Source organism: Mesorhizobium sp. B2-3-6, from assembly GCF_006442305.1.
Classification (GTDB): Bacteria; Pseudomonadota; Alphaproteobacteria; order Rhizobiales; family Rhizobiaceae; genus Mesorhizobium.
Window position 1 is genome coordinate 19,079 of record NZ_VFVW01000001.1, and the last position, 16,119, is coordinate 35,197.

Annotated in this window: 12 protein-coding genes; 3 read left to right on the forward strand and 9 right to left on the reverse strand. The window is 61.8% G+C overall.

Annotated features, from left to right (window positions below; all coding sequences use genetic code 11):
- Positions 1-34: 34 nt before the first annotated feature.
- Genes FJ953_RS00090 through FJ953_RS00110 form a run of 5 tightly spaced genes read right to left on the reverse strand, consistent with a single transcriptional unit; the run spans position 35 to position 6,402 of the window.
- A complete protein-coding gene (locus tag FJ953_RS00090) occupies positions 35-973 on the reverse strand; it encodes an ABC transporter permease (RefSeq protein ID WP_140500720.1) in 939 nt (312 codons plus the stop codon).
- Entirely contained in the window at positions 966-2,048 is a 1,083-nt protein-coding gene (locus FJ953_RS00095) for an ABC transporter permease (protein ID WP_224680353.1), read from the reverse strand. The genes FJ953_RS00090 and FJ953_RS00095 overlap by 8 nt, the downstream gene beginning before the upstream one ends.
- Positions 2,045-3,562, reverse strand: coding sequence for an ABC transporter ATP-binding protein (locus FJ953_RS00100; protein WP_140518204.1), 1,518 nt, complete (start codon positions 3,560-3,562; stop codon positions 2,045-2,047). Before FJ953_RS00100 ends, FJ953_RS00095 begins: the two co-directional genes overlap by 4 nt.
- Positions 3,563-3,591: 29 nt before the next feature.
- Entirely contained in the window at positions 3,592-4,605 is a 1,014-nt protein-coding gene (locus tag FJ953_RS00105) for a BMP family protein (protein ID WP_140500718.1), read from the reverse strand.
- A 15-nt stretch (positions 4,606-4,620) separates the two neighbouring features.
- Positions 4,621-6,402, reverse strand: coding sequence for an adenine deaminase (locus FJ953_RS00110; RefSeq protein WP_140518203.1), 1,782 nt, complete (start codon positions 6,400-6,402; stop codon positions 4,621-4,623).
- Between the two features lie 160 nt (positions 6,403-6,562).
- Here FJ953_RS00110 and FJ953_RS00115 point away from each other — a divergent pair, with 160 nt between their 5' ends.
- Together FJ953_RS00115 and ade are read left to right on the forward strand one after the other, a co-directional pair.
- Positions 6,563-7,537, forward strand: coding sequence for a LysR family transcriptional regulator (locus tag FJ953_RS00115; protein ID WP_140518202.1), 975 nt, complete (start codon positions 6,563-6,565; stop codon positions 7,535-7,537).
- A complete protein-coding gene (gene ade / locus FJ953_RS00120) occupies positions 7,534-9,333 on the forward strand; it encodes an adenine deaminase (protein ID WP_140622665.1) in 1,800 nt (599 codons plus the stop codon). Before FJ953_RS00115 ends, ade begins: the two co-directional genes overlap by 4 nt.
- Positions 9,334-9,414: 81 nt before the next feature.
- Here the strand turns inward: ade and FJ953_RS00125 are convergent, their stop codons facing one another.
- From FJ953_RS00125 to FJ953_RS00140, 4 genes are all read right to left on the reverse strand, one after another.
- Positions 9,415-10,131 carry a GntR family transcriptional regulator gene (locus FJ953_RS00125; RefSeq protein WP_140622667.1) on the reverse strand — a complete coding sequence of 239 codons (717 nt, stop codon included), beginning with the start codon at positions 10,129-10,131 and terminating at the stop codon, positions 9,415-9,417.
- Positions 10,132-10,287: 156 nt separating this feature from the next.
- Complete coding sequence (locus tag FJ953_RS00130; RefSeq protein ID WP_140525727.1) at positions 10,288-11,763, reverse strand: amidohydrolase family protein; 1,476 nt, start codon at positions 11,761-11,763, stop codon at positions 10,288-10,290.
- Complete coding sequence (locus FJ953_RS00135) at positions 11,753-12,949, reverse strand: amidohydrolase (protein WP_140622669.1); 1,197 nt, start codon at positions 12,947-12,949, stop codon at positions 11,753-11,755. Before FJ953_RS00135 ends, FJ953_RS00130 begins: the two co-directional genes overlap by 11 nt.
- A 33-nt stretch (positions 12,950-12,982) precedes the next feature.
- Entirely contained in the window at positions 12,983-14,353 is a 1,371-nt protein-coding gene (locus tag FJ953_RS00140) for an amidohydrolase family protein (RefSeq protein WP_140525729.1), read from the reverse strand.
- A 159-nt stretch (positions 14,354-14,512) separates the two neighbouring features.
- On the opposite strand from FJ953_RS00140, the gene FJ953_RS00145 reads away from it, so the two are divergent.
- Positions 14,513-16,084: an ABC transporter substrate-binding protein gene (locus FJ953_RS00145; protein WP_140500710.1), complete on the forward strand. Its 1,572-nt coding sequence runs from the start codon at positions 14,513-14,515 to the stop codon at positions 16,082-16,084.
- Positions 16,085-16,119 lie beyond the last annotated feature (35 nt).

Sequence of the window (16,119 nt, forward strand, 5' to 3'; positions counted from 1 at the left end):
CAGCCTTACAGCAGCAGAATGAAAACCGACCACCCTATTCCCGCCTGTACGGCACGCCCAGCATAGCCGGTGCGCTGGTCCGCGAGCGACGGATCATCAACGCAACGATCGCCGCAACATAAGGCATCATCAACATATATTGGTAGGGAATGGCGATACCGACGCCCTGGATTTGCAATTGCAGCGCGTCGAGGAAGGAGAACACCAGAGCCGCCACGAAAATCGGGTAGGGGCGCCATAGGCCGGCGATGACGATGATGATGGCCAGCCAGCCGCGCCCGTTGGTCATGTCCGGCACGAAACGCGCCGCCTGGCCGACGGAGAGAAACGCGCCGGCAACGCCCGCCATCAGGCCGCCGAAGAGCACGGCGGCATATTGCACCGGCGCGACCTTTACCCCCTTAACATCGAGGGCCTTGGGATTGTCGCCGGCGCAGCGCACGATCAGTCCATAACGCGTCCGGAACAGGAAGAGCCATACCGCCGGCACCATCAGAAAGGCTATGTAGGTCAGCACCCGCTGGTCAAACAGGATGGGGCCCAGCACGGGAACATCGCTCAGCCCTGGCACCGGCACATCGGCGAAGAAAGGGATGGTCGGCGTCTTGCCGTCGCCAGCGAAAGCGGAACGCAACCAGTATGTGGAAAGGCCGGCGCCGAGCAGGTTGACGGCAAGACCGGTGACGATCTGCTCTACTTTCAGCGTGATCACCAGCACGGCAAAGACGAGAGCCATCAGCGCGCCGGTAAATCCGGCAGCGAGGACGCCCAGCCATAACGACCCGCTTTCATAGGCGGCGAGATAGCCGGTGAAGGCTCCCATCAGCATCATGCCCTCAAGACCCATATTGTAGACGCCGCTGCGCTCGGCGATAAGTTCGCCAAGTGCGGCGAGCAGGAGCGGGGTGCTGATGCGGATGGTGGCCGCCGCCACACTGACCAGGATTGAGGTTTGAAAGAGTGCGTCAAGCACGGCCGACCCTCCGCAGGCGGAAATTGCACGCTGCCCAGCCAGCTAGGAAGAACAAAAGCAGGATCGCCTGGATGGCGTATATCAGCGCCGAGGGCACGCCGGTCTTGATCTGCATGAGCGTAGCGCCGTTGAGCAACGCTCCGAACAGCACCGAGGCAACGACGACGCCAAGCGGATGCAATTGGCCGAGGATGGCCACGATGATGCCGCTGTAGCCGTAACCTGCTATTACGCCTGCCTTCAGGCGGTAATGGACGCCGTAGACTTCCGTGATCCCCGCGAGCCCCGCAAGCGCGCCGGAAACCAGAAGCACAACTATGACCAGCCTTCGAGTATTGGTGCCCTGTACATCGAGCGCGCGCATGTTGGACCCGGCAGCCTTGATCTCATAGCCCAGCGGTGTGCGCGTCAACAGCATGTGAACCAAGCCAGCCGCCACAATCGCCAGCAGGAAGCCGGAATGCAGGCGTGAACCGGAAAACAGCAACGGAAGCACCGAGCCCGGATCGACCTTCGGCGTCTGTTCGAAGAAGGCGCCCGCCTCGCTCCATGGGCCGCGCAGCAGCAGCAGCGAAAGGACATAGACGATGATGTAGTTGAGCATGACGGTCGAGATCACCTCATCGACCGAGAAGCGGGTCTTCAGCACGCCCGCAAGGCCGGCATAGAGTGCGCCGCCGACAATGCCACCGATTATAACCACAGGAATTTGGATGAAAGGCGAAAATCCGGTGAGATTGTGCTGCGCCCAATAAGCGAACATGGCGCCGGCAAAAACCTGGCCTTCGGCGCCAATGTTCCAGATACGCGCGCGGAAGGCGACACAGGCGGCAAGACCGGTGAAGATCAGGGGCGTTGCCTTGACCAGCGTTTCGCCGGCGGCGCGCAACGAGCCAAAGCTGCCTTTCAGGAGAGCCGTGAAGGCGGCACCCGGGCTGGCGCCCGCGGCGGCGAAAAGCAGACTGCAAACCAAAACCGCCGCGATCGCCGCCAAAGCAAGTGCAACAATGCGCGCGGTCGGCCGCGGTTCCAGCCGGCGCTCGAGGCGCCACTCCACGAGATTGAAATCGGTCACGCCGCAGCCTCGCTCCCATGGCCGGCCATCAGGCTGCCGATTTCGTCATAGGTGGTTTTTTCCGTATCGAGCACCGCAAGGATGCGGCCGCGAAACATCACACATATACGACGGCTGAGAGCGAAAAGATCCTCCAGTTCCTCGCTCGCAAGCAGGATGGCGCAGCCTTCGTCGCGCTTGTGCAGGAGTTGTCGGTAAACGAATTCGATGGCGCCGACATCGAGTCCGCGCGTCGGCTGGTTGCACAGCAGAAGCCGCTTCGCTTTGGCGAACTCGCGGGCGAGGATGACCTTCTGCGCGTTGCCGCCAGACAATTTGCGAGAGGGTGACGACGGCCCGGTTGCGGCAATCGAATAGGCAGCGATGACCATGCGCGCATTTGCGTCGAGCGCCGCGGTGTCGATGAATGGCCCATTGCGCCAGCGCGTTTGCCATTGTTGGCCAAGGACAAGATTCTCGCCGATATCGAGATCGGCAACGAGCCCGTCGCGGAAGCGGTCGCTGGGCACGTAGCCAATGCCTTTCGCAGCAACCGTCGCCGGTGAGTACGCCTGCAGAGTTTCGCCATCGAGCAAGACCGTGCCGCCGTCGGGCGCGGCGAGGCCTGCGAGGCACTCGAACAGCTCGTCTTGGCCATTCCCGGAAACGCCGGCGATGCCGACGATCTCGCCGGCTGCGATGTCGAGCGATGCGTTGTCCAGCACGGGCCTTCCATCGCGCAGGTGCGTGAGCCCACGCACCGAAAGCACCGTCTCGCCGGTCGCTTTCGCATCTGCGGCGCGCGCCGGCGCCGCAACGGAGCGGCCGACCATCATGGTGGTGAGTTGGTCGCGGCTGACGTTCGAGGTTATGACCGTTCCGACCAGTCTGCCCTTGCGCAGCACGCTGACCCGGTCGGATTGCATCACTTCCGACATCTTATGGCTGATCAGCACGACCGACAGATCTTCACTGGTGAGCCGCCGCACGATCGCAAACAGGCGGCGCGATTCCTCGGGCGTCAGCACCGCCGTCGGTTCGTCGAGGATAAGCAGTCTGGCGCCAGTGTAGAGCGCCTTGACGATCTCGACCCATTGCTGTTCGCCGACGGAAAGGTCGCCGACGTGCCGGTGTGGGTTGAGCGAGATGCCGTAGGTGGAGCAGATCGTCTCGATCCTGGAGAGAGCCTCAGCCCGGCCCAGCCGCCAGCCGGAGCCCGTTCCTACCGCCACATTCTCCAGCACAGTGAAGTTGGGCACCAAGACGAAATGCTGGTGCACCATACCGATGCCGGCGCGGATGGCTTCGCCCGGCGAGCCTAGCTGGACGGTCTTGCCGTCCACCCGAATTTCGCCGGCGTCTGGCTGGTAGAGCCCGTAGAGGCAGGACGACAGTGTCGACTTGCCTGCGCCATTCTCCCCCAACAAGCAATGCAATTCTCCGGGCATGACGTCGAGCGAGACGTCGTCATTGGCAGCAAGCGCAGCGAAACGCTTCGTCAGGTGCCGAACCGACAGGCGCGGTATCTTGCTCATCTCGGATCGGCCCGGCACCACCTCCGGCGTCAGTCCGATTTCGGCTCGTTCACATTGAGCTCGATTTTCTTCTTGCCGCCTTGGATGGCCTTGGCCGTTTCAGCCGCAAGCGCCTTTACGTCATCGGGCATTTTGGCTTCCCAGGCAGGATTGAGGATGAGGTCGCCCGAACCCTGCTGCCAGCTGAACCACCTTGGTTCCTTCGGCGCGTCGAATTTGGCGTTCATGGTCTTTGCCTTCCACCATTCATCGATGATCCAATTAATGTGCGGATCCCATTTGACGATGGTGGAGGCGACGATCGACTTCGGCGCCACTTTCGACATGTCCACATAATTGCCGAAGCAGCCTATGCCGCGCTCCTCGCAAACCTCGAAGGCGCCCGACATCTGGTAGATCATGTCCGCGCCGGCGGCGATCTGCGCCGAGGTCGCCTCGTTCGATTTAGCCGGATCGAACCAGGACTGGATGAAGGTGATCTTCTGTTTCACCTTTGGGTTCGCTTCCTTGGCGCCGGTGAAGAAGGCATTGATCTGATCGTTGGTATCTTCGGCCGGGAAGGTGGAGATGGCGCCGATGACGTTCGACTTCGTGAGTTTGCCGGCCAGTTGCCCCATCACGTAGGCAGGCTCGTGCGCGTGGACGAATATCCAATAGGCATTGCCGCCGAGTCCGCGATTGCCCGAACCGCTCATGACGAACATCGTATCGGGGAATTCGTCCTTCAGCTTCTCGATCGCATCTGCATAGGCGGTGTCGCCGAACAAGATGTCGTAGTCGCCGGTCTCAGCATAGGTGCGGAACACCTGCTCGGCATTGTCGTAAACGTTCTCGGTATAATTGACCTCGATGTCGAGGCCGTGGGGCTTGGCGGCGATGATCCGGTCCATGGAACTCACGAAGGATGATTCCCACGGTGCTTCCTTGCCCGCCGAAAGAATGCCGGCGATCCTGAGCTTGGTCGGCTCTTCGGCTTGTACGCGGCCGCCCCACAGCCACGTCGCGGCCACGAGCGAAACAGCGACAACAAGGTTTTTCAGCATGGTTCCCTCCCTTTTCTAGCGTTCCCAGTCATGAGGCCGGCTTAACGGATCGACCACCGTCAGGTTTATGCAATCGATCAGGCCGAGATCGGTTATCGCGAAATCGGGTATCGCGGTGATCTGCAGCACGAACATGTACATGAAAGGCCATGGCAGCCTACAGCCGAGCGCGCGCGCGGCGGCGTCGAGCTCCTGCTCTTTCTTCGCCATCTCTGGAGGATCAATGTCCGATACGATTCCGCCGATCGGCAGGGGCAGGAATGACACGATCCGACCGCCGTCCGCCACCGCCTGGCCGCCATTGTTCTCGATAATGTGGTTGATTGCCAACGACATGTCGTGGGGATTGGTGCCCACACAAACGATGTTGTTATCATCAGGCGCCGTCGAAGTGGCGAGTGCGCCGGAGCGCAGTCCGAAGCCTGAAGCGAACGCGACCGGCCGATGGGAAGTGCGGCCGTAGCGTTCGACGACGGTGAGATACTGCACGTCCTGTGATGGATCCGCGTCTATATAGCCGTCGCGGACCGGGAGCACGACATCACGTCGCGTGCGTACGAATATTCTCTCGGGCGTAACGGCGATCGCCAGCACGGCCGCCTTGTCGCCCGCTCCGGGCGCGCGCACCAATAGGTCTTTCTGTGAAACCGGCGCTACCTTGAATGTGTTGGTGACAACGGCGCTGCGGGCAGGCGGCGCAAGATCGTCCACGAGCTTGCCGTCGCGGGCGGCCAGCTTGCCCTTCGCGATGACACCTGAGACATGGAAATCCGCGATATCCTTGACCAGCAGGATATCGGCGGCGAGCCCGGGCGAGATCGAGCCGACCTTCTGGCCGATGCGCAGCGCCTCGGCGCCGTTGATGGTCGCCATCTGGATGGCGGTGAGCGGCGGAACTCCCATCGCGACCGCCATGCGGATCATGTTGTCGAGGTGGCCGCGGGCCAGGATATCCGAGGCGACCACGTCATCGGTGCAGAAGCTGACCCGGCTCGTCGCGGCTATTCCCATCTCGGTGACCATCCGCAGGTTCTCTTCGAGAAAATGGGAGATCGAAGATTCGCGAATGACGACATGCATGCCTTTGCGCAGCTTCTCCAGCATCTCGTCCGCCGTGTAGCTCTCGTGGTCGGAGCGCACTCCGGCCTGCAGGTAGCTGTTCAATCGATTGCCGCGACACATCGGCGAGCAGCCGAGAATCGGCAGACGGCTCTTTTCGGCGATCTCGACCGCCTGCAGAACGTGCTCATCCATCGTGTCGACGAACTCGCGCACCGTCTCCCATATGCCGATGCATTCCGGCCAGGAATGGGTGGCGCGGTGATCGTCCGGTCCGAAATAATAGCCGACGTTGGAGCGAGGCAGTGTGTAGGGCGTCTTGCATGGTGCGCCCCAGAAGATCTTGAGAGGGGTTGCCTTGGCCTCGTCGAGGAATTCGCGGGCGCCTTCCAGGCCGGACACCACGAGGATCTGGTCGAGGCCCGACACAATCGAAGTGGTGCCGAGCGGCACCACCGCCTTGGCGAAGCTAGTTACCGACATCTTGGAACATTCAACGTGGAGGTGGCCGTCTATCAGGCCAGGGCAGAGGAAATAACCAGTAGCATCGATCATCTCGGTCTCGGGGCCGCGGTACTCCGAGACGTCTCCGACAGCGACGATGCGATCCTTGTAGACGGCGACGTCGGCCGGATAAATCTCACCCGAAGCGACGTTGACTAGTGTGCCGCCGGTGACGATGAGAGTCGATTTATGCTCGGCGCGACCAGCACGGATGAATTCGCGTATGTCGGACAAATTCATCTCCGCTCGTGTGGCCTCGCTCGGGCTTGGGACCAAGCTTCTCTGCGCCAAAAATCCCACCTTGCGCGCTCTGATCCTGTCGTATTAGGGTCGTCCATGCAAATGGCAGTTTCCGGCTAGTTCTGGACGCACCGTTCAAATTCTTGGACGATCGATGGATTTTGAAGCGATCGATTATTTTATCAAAGTGGCGGAGGCGCAGTCGCTCTCGCACGCCGCGAAACTGTATGGACTGCCCAAGTCCAGCCTCAGTCACAAAGTGCGCGCGTTGGAGGATTCGCTCGGTGTCGCACTGTTTGTGCGCGACGGTCGGGAACTGCATTTGAGCGATGCCGGGGCCGAGTTCCTCGACCATGCGCAACGCATCAAGGAAAGTTGCGAAGGAGCCAAAGCGGCGATCGCCGAGGCGGGCCACGATATCGCCGGCACGCTGACGATCGGCTCGACCGGCGAGTTCGGCACTTCCTTCACCTCGGAACTGCTGTTCGCCTTCCGTCAACAGTATCCGCAGGTGAATGTCGACGTGATCTTCCTTTCGCTCGGCTATTTCCTGGCGCCCGAAAAGCACCAGCCTTTCGACGGCATATTCCATTGGGGCGAGCCGGCGAACTCAGACTACATCGCTCGCAAGCTCGGGGAGGCTTCCTTCTGTCTCTACGCCAGCCCGCGCTACATTGAGCAATTCGGGGAACCGTCGACGCCCGCAGACTTGGCGGGCCATGGGGCCGTCGCCTTCCGCCGCCCGAGCGGCGTGCAATCCTGGCATCTCGAGCGCGGCGCGGAAACGGTCGACTTCATGCCGACCGCGCAGTGCATGGCGAACGACTACTGGATGCTGAAATACTTCGCCGTAGCCGGCGAGGGTATCGTCTATCTGCCAGCCTTCTTCACCGAGATCGAGTGCAAGAACGGCGATCTGGTGCCGGTGCTCCCGCAATGGCGCTCGCCACTGGTTCCAATCAATCTGCTCTACATGCGACGCCGGTATGTGTCGCGTAAGTTCGCCGTTTTCCTTGATTTCTGCCTGGACTATTACCGCCAGCGCGCCGCTTACAGTTCGCCAAGATATTGCGTCGAGGTCGTGCGGCCCTTTGCGGGCGCGCGCGCCGGGGGAGAAAACAACAGATGATCCAGAGCTGGTTCGAATGCGCGCCGCAGTTGGTTGATGTCGCCATGGGACGCACGCCGGCCGACATGGTGGTCCGGAACGTGCGCTGGGTGAATGTCCATTCGGGCGAGATCATCCCCGCGACGGACATTGCCATCGCGGTCGGCCGCTTCGCCTTCGTCGGCCCGAATGCCGACCATGCCGTGGGCCCCGAGACGCAGATTATCGACGGAGAGGGCCGCTACGCGCTGCCGGGGCTGTGCGATGCGCATATGCATGTCGAGAGCGGCATGGTTACCGTTACCGAGTTCGCGCGTGCGGTCATCCCGCATGGCACCACCTCGATGTTCATCGACCCGCACGAGATCGCCAACGTCCTAGGCATGCCGGGCGTCAAGCTGATGCACGACGAGGCTGCCGGACTGCCGATCAATGTGTTCGTGCAAATGCCGAGCTGCGTGCCGAGCGCTCCGGGCCTCGAGAACGCGGGTGCCAGCCTCGGTCCCGCCGACGTGCGTGAGGCGATGTCGTGGCCGAACATCGTCGGCCTCGGCGAGATGATGAACTTTCCTGGGGTGGTCGCCGGAAATGGCGACATGCTGGCCGAGATCGCTGCCACTCAGGCGGCAGGCAAGACGGTGGGCGGCCACTATGCCTCGAAGGATCTCGGTCTGCCCTTCCATGCCTATGTCGCCGCCGGTCCGTCCGACGATCACGAAGGCACCAGCCTGGCCGACTGCGTTGCGCGGGTGCGCCAGGGCATGCGCGCCATGTTACGGCTTGGCTCCGCCTGGTACGACGTCGCCGCGCAGATCAAGGCGCTGACCGAGCTCGGCCTGGACTCGCGCAATTTCGTGCTGTGTACCGACGACAGCCATTCCGGCACACTAGTCAATGACGGCCATATGAACCGCGTTGTGCGCCATGCCATCGCCCAGGGATTAAAGCCGATCACCGCGATTCAGATGGCCACCCTGAATACTGCTCAGCATTTCGGCATGGAGCGTGAGCTTGGCTCGATAACGCCCGGGCGGCGCGCCGACCTGGTTTTGACCTCCGATCTCACCGAACTCCCGGTCGAAACCGTCATCGCACGCGGCTGTGTGGTGTCGAACGACGGCAAGCTCGTCGCCGACATCACGCCCTACGACTATCCCGCCTCGACCAAGAACACGGTTCGCTTGGGCAAGAAGCTCTCCGCGGCGGACTTCGACATCGTGGCGCCCGAGGGTGCGAACCAGGTCACGGCGCGGGTCATCGGCGTGCTCGAGAACCAGGCACCGACCCGTGCCCTGGAGGCTTCGCTCGGCGTCTTGAATGGTATCGTTCAGATGGATCGGACCGGTGACGTCTGCCAGATCGCGCTGGTGGAACGGCATCACGGCACGGGAAAGGTCATCAACGCGTTTGTTTCCGGCTTCGGTTACGACAAACCATGCGCCATCGCCAGCACCGTCGCCCATGACAGTCATCACATGATCGTGGTGGGTACCGACAAGAACGACATGGCGCTGGTGGCGAATCGGCTGGGACAGGTCGGCGGAGGCGTCGTGCTGTTCAGCGAAGGACGCGAACTTGCGCTTGTCAGGCTGCCGATCGCCGGACTGATGTCTGACCAGCGCGCCGAGATCGTGGCAGAAGAAGCCAATGGCCTGATCGCGGCGATGCTTGCCTGCGGATGCGCCCTCAATAATGCCTATATGCAGCACTCTCTGCTGGCGCTTGTCGTCATCCCGGAATTGCGCATCTCCGACATCGGACTGATCGATGTGTTGAAGTTCCAGCCGACCGAAGTGCTGGTCGCCACGACCGCATGAGGAGGCGGATTTAACCTGGCATCACCTTCGTCCTGATTATTTTCGGGTCACTCCTCGTCTCTTCGGCATTCATCCAATAAATCATAGCCCTTCCTCCCGCGCATAGGCAGCAAGAAGGTCCGGAAAGTCATTTTCGGGTTTCGCTTTCAGCAGCGCACGTGTGGTGATTGCATCAATATGATGGTCCATCAAGGCAGCAGCCTTGTTCCGGTCGGCCGCGGCCAGGGCGGCAATGATCTCGTGATGCTCGGATACGGCACAGTCGGACGAATGCGGCCGTCCGTAGAGCGACAGGATGAGCGATGAACGCGAAACGAGTTCCGTGACATAGCGCAGCAACAGTTCGTTTCCGGTCAGCGAGGCAAGCAGCACATGAAATTCGCCGGCCAGCTGAATCGACGACGCGGCATTGTTGGCTTTGGCCATCTCTTCCGCGTCGACATGAGCTTCGAGCTGTTTGATCTTTTGCGGCGTCAGCTTGCCGATCAGCGTGCCGACCACCAGCGCTTCAAGCGCCCGCCGCACCTCGAATATATTGTGGCCTTCCTCCAGGCTCGGCTGCGCGACGCAGGCACCCTTGTGCGGGCGCAATTCGACCAGGCCTTCGCCGTTCAGTCTTGCCAGCGCCTGCCTGACAATGGTGCGGCTGACGCCCAGCCGCTCGCCGATCGAATCCTCAGGCAGCTTTGTTCCCGCGGTCAGCGCCTGGTCGAGTATGACGCGCTTCAACGTGCGATAGACCGCGTCGGACTTGGATACGGCGGATTTCGGATTTTTATTGCGAATGTTGATTGTCATGACCGATCCTGAAAACTCATATCCAAGCACACAAGAAGAAAAGCATTCGCAAAGCCGGAGTTTAGAGATGCAAACGGCCCGGCGTCGAGGGCCAATGCCGTCGGCTCGCGTGCCATCAAGGTTTATTCCAATCGTTGTGTGTCGTTTCTGGAGCCCTCATGCCATGAACATCCGATAGCTGGGAGGGAAAATCTCGGCGACCGTCGGATGTCGCCAGGTGCGTTGCGGATAACGCTGGACAAGCCGTTCGAACTGGGCCTGTGCGCGCTGGTGGGCTGCATCGAGATCGAAACCCGGAATGGTTCGGGCGCTCATCACGGTGCGCCCGTCAATGATGACCGTGTGCACATCGCGTCCGCTTGCGGACGTCGTCAGGCAGGCGATCGGATCGAGGACCTGTCCCAGATGGTTGCCGGACAGGTCGAACACGACGATGTCGGCGGCTGCTCCCGCCTGCAAACGTCCCAGGTCCGACCGGCCGAGCGCGTCGGCGCCGCCAATCGTTGCCGCGTCATAGAGATCGGCTGATTTCGGCGTCTCCAGATTGCCCGCCATGACGCGGCCGAGCATCAGGCCGACCTGCATGTTCTGCACCATGTCGGGTGGCCAGGTGTCCGTGCCCATGCCGATGCGCAGACCCTGGCCGCGAAGGCGAGCGAAATTGTCGAGCGCCGCGCCATGCCGCGCCATCACCAGCGGGCAATGCACCAATGTGGCACCCGAACCGGCGATGATTTCGAGATCATCGCCGTCGGCGTGGGTGCCATGCGGCAACAACGCTCTTTCGCTGAGAAAGCCGATGTCCTGGAGCCAGCGGGCGGATGTCGTGCCGAACCGGCGACGCACTGTCTCGATCTCGAATGAAGACTGGCAGCAATGCAGACGGACCGGCACGCCGAGGTCTCGCGCGGCATTGGCGGTCCTGCGCAACAGGTCGGCGGTCCAGAACTCGACACGGTCCGGTGCAAGCATGGTTCGCACCAATCCGCCGAAGCGTCCTTCGTGCTCCAGGCAAAAGGCAACGGCATCGTCCAGACCCTCCGCGCCGCGCTCTTCGTCCACCTCGACGACGATGCCGCCATCCGCTTCGATGACGGAATGGCCGGCGCGAAAGGCAGGCCCGAGATAGACGCGAAGGCCCAACTCTGCGGCGCTTTCGGCGGCGGATGCGAATTCGTCCGATGTCTCGTTCCATGCACGATAAAACAGCGATGCGATCGGCAATGCAGTAGTGATGCCGTTGCGGATGAGTTGCGCGAAGGCATAGTGTTTTTGAAACGCCAGCTCCTCGCGCGCCAGCATTTCTACCGGCCCGGCTTCCACATAGTCGCGCGGCCAGACGCGGCCCTTCTTCCAGCCGGGTTGATGATCGAGGCCGAGCACGCCCGTATCCAGGTCCGAAAGCGCATCCAGATCGATGAAACCCGGGCCGATCAGCGCCCTGCCATGATCGATCCGCCGCTTTACAGGCCCGCCGTAGCGATGGCCGACGAAGACGATCCTGCCGTTCTCATGGACGACCTCGCCATTCTCCAGAAGGATATGGCGCCCGTCCCGGTGGCCGACAACCCATCGTGCGGTGAGCAGGACGGGTCCGTCGTCACGCTGGTTCGTCCGACGACTATGCGACATCGGGCAGATCTCCGGCCAGCGCACCGTCACGCACGAGCACGCGGCCGCCGCGGATGACCGTGCGCTTCCGTGGGGTCAGGGCCACGGCTTCCGCCAGGGTCCGCGCGCAAACCAGCACGACATCGCCGTGGCAACCGGGCGAAAGCCCATAATCCGTCAGGCCGATACCTTGCGCGCCGCCAAAGGTGCAAACGCGCGCCGTCTCTTCCAGATCGGCATCGTTGGTCATGCCGTTGCGCTGCGCAAGATATTTGGCCCGCTCCAGCATGTCGCCATTGCCCCATGGCTCCCAGGTGCCCTGGATGCCGTCGGAACCGGATGCCACGACGAGGCCGGACTGGCGCATCATGCGCAGCGGAACCGCCGGCGCGGATGGGCTGCCGACCGTCATGACGGCGATGTCTTCAGCCGCCAGCGCGTCGATCAACGTGTGCTGCCTATGCGTGTCCAGCATGCCGAGACAATAGGCATGGCTCACCATGACGCGGCCCTGAAGGGAGAGCGCCTTGGTCCGTTCGACGATCAGCTCAAGGCAGAAGGCGCCCAATTCTCCCGGTTCGTGCAGATGAATGTCGACCGGCTTGCCGTATCGATCCGCGAGCGCGAAGATTGCGTCCAGGTGGCGAACCGGATCCCGCTCGATCGTTGCCGGGTCGATGCCGCCGACAATATCGGCCCCCGCCTTCAATGCGTCCTCTATCAGCGCCTGCGTGCCTTCGCGTCCCAGCATGCCGCTTTGCGGGAAGGCGACGACCTGCACGTCGACCAATCCCTTGAAGGCTTCGCGCGTTGCAACGACACCCTCGATGTTGGTAATGCCGATTTCCGTATCCACGTCGACATGGCTGCGGATATGCGTCACGCCGAAAGCCAGCGTCTGCACGATCTGACGCGCCGATTGCCTGCGCGCATCGATGCCGAGTTCCCGCTTGGCCTTCCTGTCGGCCAGGATCCTGTCGTTGCGCGTGGGTCCCACACGGTTCTGAAACCAGTCCATGCCGACAAGCGTCTTATCGAGATGCGTGTGCGCCTCGACCAGGCCGGGCAGGGCAACCTGTCCAAGCCCGTCGATTTCATGCGCCGCTTTCCCGCTGGTTGCGTGCGCGAACCGACCGTCGCGAATGTAGAGGTCCGTGACAGCGCCGCTCAAGGGCCTGACATTGCGAATGAGAAGGTCTTCGGTCATCTGGGTCTCCCTGTTTGCGCCCCGGAACTCGGCCTATGCCAGCCCGGCGCGTTTCATCATCAGATGGAAGGCTCCTTCGGCGCGATCCAGAATGGCGTCTTCATCGTGATCGACGAGGCGGCGTCCGCGCATGAGGACACGCCCGTCGACGATCGTCGTGTCAACATCCGCGCCGTTGGCGAAGCGTGCCAGCCGCTGCGCGGGGTGCGCCGGCGGCCACAGATGCGGCTGGCGCATGTTGACCAGGATGATGTCGGCGCGCTTGCCCGGTTCCAGCGAGCCGATTTCGTTCTCCATCGACAGGGCACGCGCGCCCTCGATGGTCGCCATCTCCAGCAATTGCATCGGCGGCAGGACCGCATCGTTCCTGAAGTGCCGGGCATGATAGCGGTGCGCCTGGAACATGTTGCGGAACATGTCGAAAGAGCGATCGGGCGCCGCCGCGTCGGTGCCGAGCGACACGGTGACACCCCTTTCCATCAGTTCCGTCGCCGGACAACGGCCCGAGACCGACATCAGAGCACTTGGATTATGCGCCACCTTGGCGTGGCTGCGTTTCAGCGCGGCGATGTCTGCCTCGGTCAGTTCGATGCAGTGCGCCAGCAGCGAATGCTCGTCGAACAGATCGAGCCGTTCCGCATTGGCGGCGATGGAACCGTCGCGATGGCCATCCTGGATGAACAGCACGTTTTTTGCGCGAGCAAGGTCGCGAGCATTGCGGGACAGATTGTATACCGTTTGTTCGTCAAGTTCGCGCCGAGTGAACACCGGGAGAGAGACCGCAATCCGCACGCGGCCATCGCGACCAGCCCAATCATCGATGATTTCCGCGCACACTGCCAACTGGGTTTCCGGCGAAATGGTGATTTCGACAGACGGAACGTATGCGTGGTCCCGATAGACATGGGACGAGGTCGGCCGGTTCGGCCCGACGGCGAGTATCTCGCGCACTCCCATTTCGGCGATGGCGGCAAGATGTGCCCGTGCTGCCCCCGGCGCCTCGGTGCGCATGATGTCCGGCCCGCCGCCAAACAGCAGGGCAGCGGTGGTCGTTCCGCATTTTATGCGCTCAAGGGCCGACAATGTGGCCTCGGCTGCCCAGAATTCCGTATCCGACGCCTCTGCATAGATACGCCCCGCGATAGTCATCCAGGCTTCGGAATCGTCTCCCAGGCCTTTGGTCAGCATGTGACCCGCATGCGCGTGCGTGTCGACGAGACCCGGCATGACAACCATTCCCGAAGCATCGATGCGCGCCACCTTCTGATCTGTGGCGGGGGCCGCGCCGTCGCCGGCGGTGACGATCCGGCCATCCTCCACCAGGACATGACCCCTCGAGAAAATCCGGCGCCTCGCATCCATGGTGACGATGACACCGTTTTCTATCAGCAAGGCCTGGGTCATTCGGAATCCCTTTTCGGAACGGTCACTTGAGCGGTTTTGCACATGAGAAACGAAATCGAACATGCCTGCCTTGATATTGTGCACAATGTGTGTACGATATCAATGGGGATAAATGGTATCCAATAGATCGGAAACTTCGTATACAAGTGGGAGAAGAAAATGAGAAAATGCGTTAGGGTCCTGCTCGCCGGACTTGCGATGGTGATGTCGGTGACAGCGCCTTCGCTTGCACAGACACTGCGCTGGTCATCGGCCGGCGACGTCATTTCGTACGATCCGAATGCCCAGGTCGACAGTTTTACCCAGAGCGTCCAGAACATGGTGTTCGACGGGCTGGTGCGCCGCAACAAGGAAATGGCTATCGAGCCTGCGCTTGCGACCTCCTGGGAGATCGTCTCGCCGACGCGCTGGCGCTTCAAGCTGCGGCAGGGCGTCAAGTTCCACGAAGGTCAACCCTTCAATGCCGACGATGTCGTCGCCACCATCCAACGTCAGATCGATCCCGGCGCGCGCAACCGAGAAAACCTCTCCGCCGTAACCGGCGTCGAGAAGGTCGACGACTACACGGTCGACCTGATCCTGCGCGGACCCTATCCGCTGCTCCTGAACGATCTCGTCGCCATCTACATGATGAGCAAGCCATGGATGGAGGAGCACAATGCCCTCAAGCCCGGCAATGCCTCAACGGGGGTCGTCACCTACGCCAGCAATCATGCCAATGGCACCGGCGCGTTCAAGCTGGTCAGCTACGAGCCGGACTCGCGCTCGGTCTTCGCCGTCAACAAGGAATGGTGGGACAAGCCGCAGCACAATCTGACGGGGGTGGAATTCCGCCCGATCGCTTCGAACGCCACGCGCGTCGCGGCGCTGCTTTCGGGCGAACTCGACATGATCGCGCCGGTCCCGTTGCAGGACATCGACCGGGTCGCCAACACCGCCGGCCTGAAGGTTGTCGAGAACCCGTCGCTGCGCGAGATCTTTCTCGGCTTCAGCTTCCGGCCGGAGCTTCATGCAGCGCCCGGCAAGCCCAATCCGCTGCTGAACGTGAAAGTGCGCCAGGCGCTTTGGCACGCGGTCGACCTGAACACGATCCAGAAGCGTTTGATGCGCGGAAAGTCGCGCACCTCCGGCACACTGGTCGCGCCACAGGTCACCGGCTACGATCAGTCGATCGACGTAGCGCTGGACTATGATGTCGCGAAGGCGAAATCCATGCTGGCGGAAGCCGGCTATCCCGACGGCTTCAAGGTTGGACTGGCCTGTTCCAACGACCGCTACATCGCCGACGAACAGATCTGCCTGGCAATCGCGTCGATGTGGGCCAAGATCGGCGTCGAGGCCGACGTGCACGTCGAAAGCAAGACGACCTATTTCCCTCGAATGGATAAGGGCGATCTCGATATCTATATGCTCGGATGGGCCTCGCTACCGCCGATGGATGGCTACAGCGTGCTGCAAGCCTTGCTGGCGACCAATGACGGCAATTATGGCGGCAGCAACCCCAACGGGCTTTCCAACGCCAAGATTGACGAATTGGCCCGGTCGGCATCGACCGAACTCGACGAGGCCAAGCGGGTGGATATGCTGAAGGCGGCCTTCAAGATCACGCATGATGAGGCCCTCTATCTGCCGCTGCACCAGCAGCCGGTCGCCTGGGCGATGAGCGACAAGGTCGACATGCCGCAATTCCCCGACGAGTATGTGCGTCCCTGGTTCGCGCATATGAACTAGGAAAATGCGCCGGTAAGGCGTGCCCGCGCTTGCGA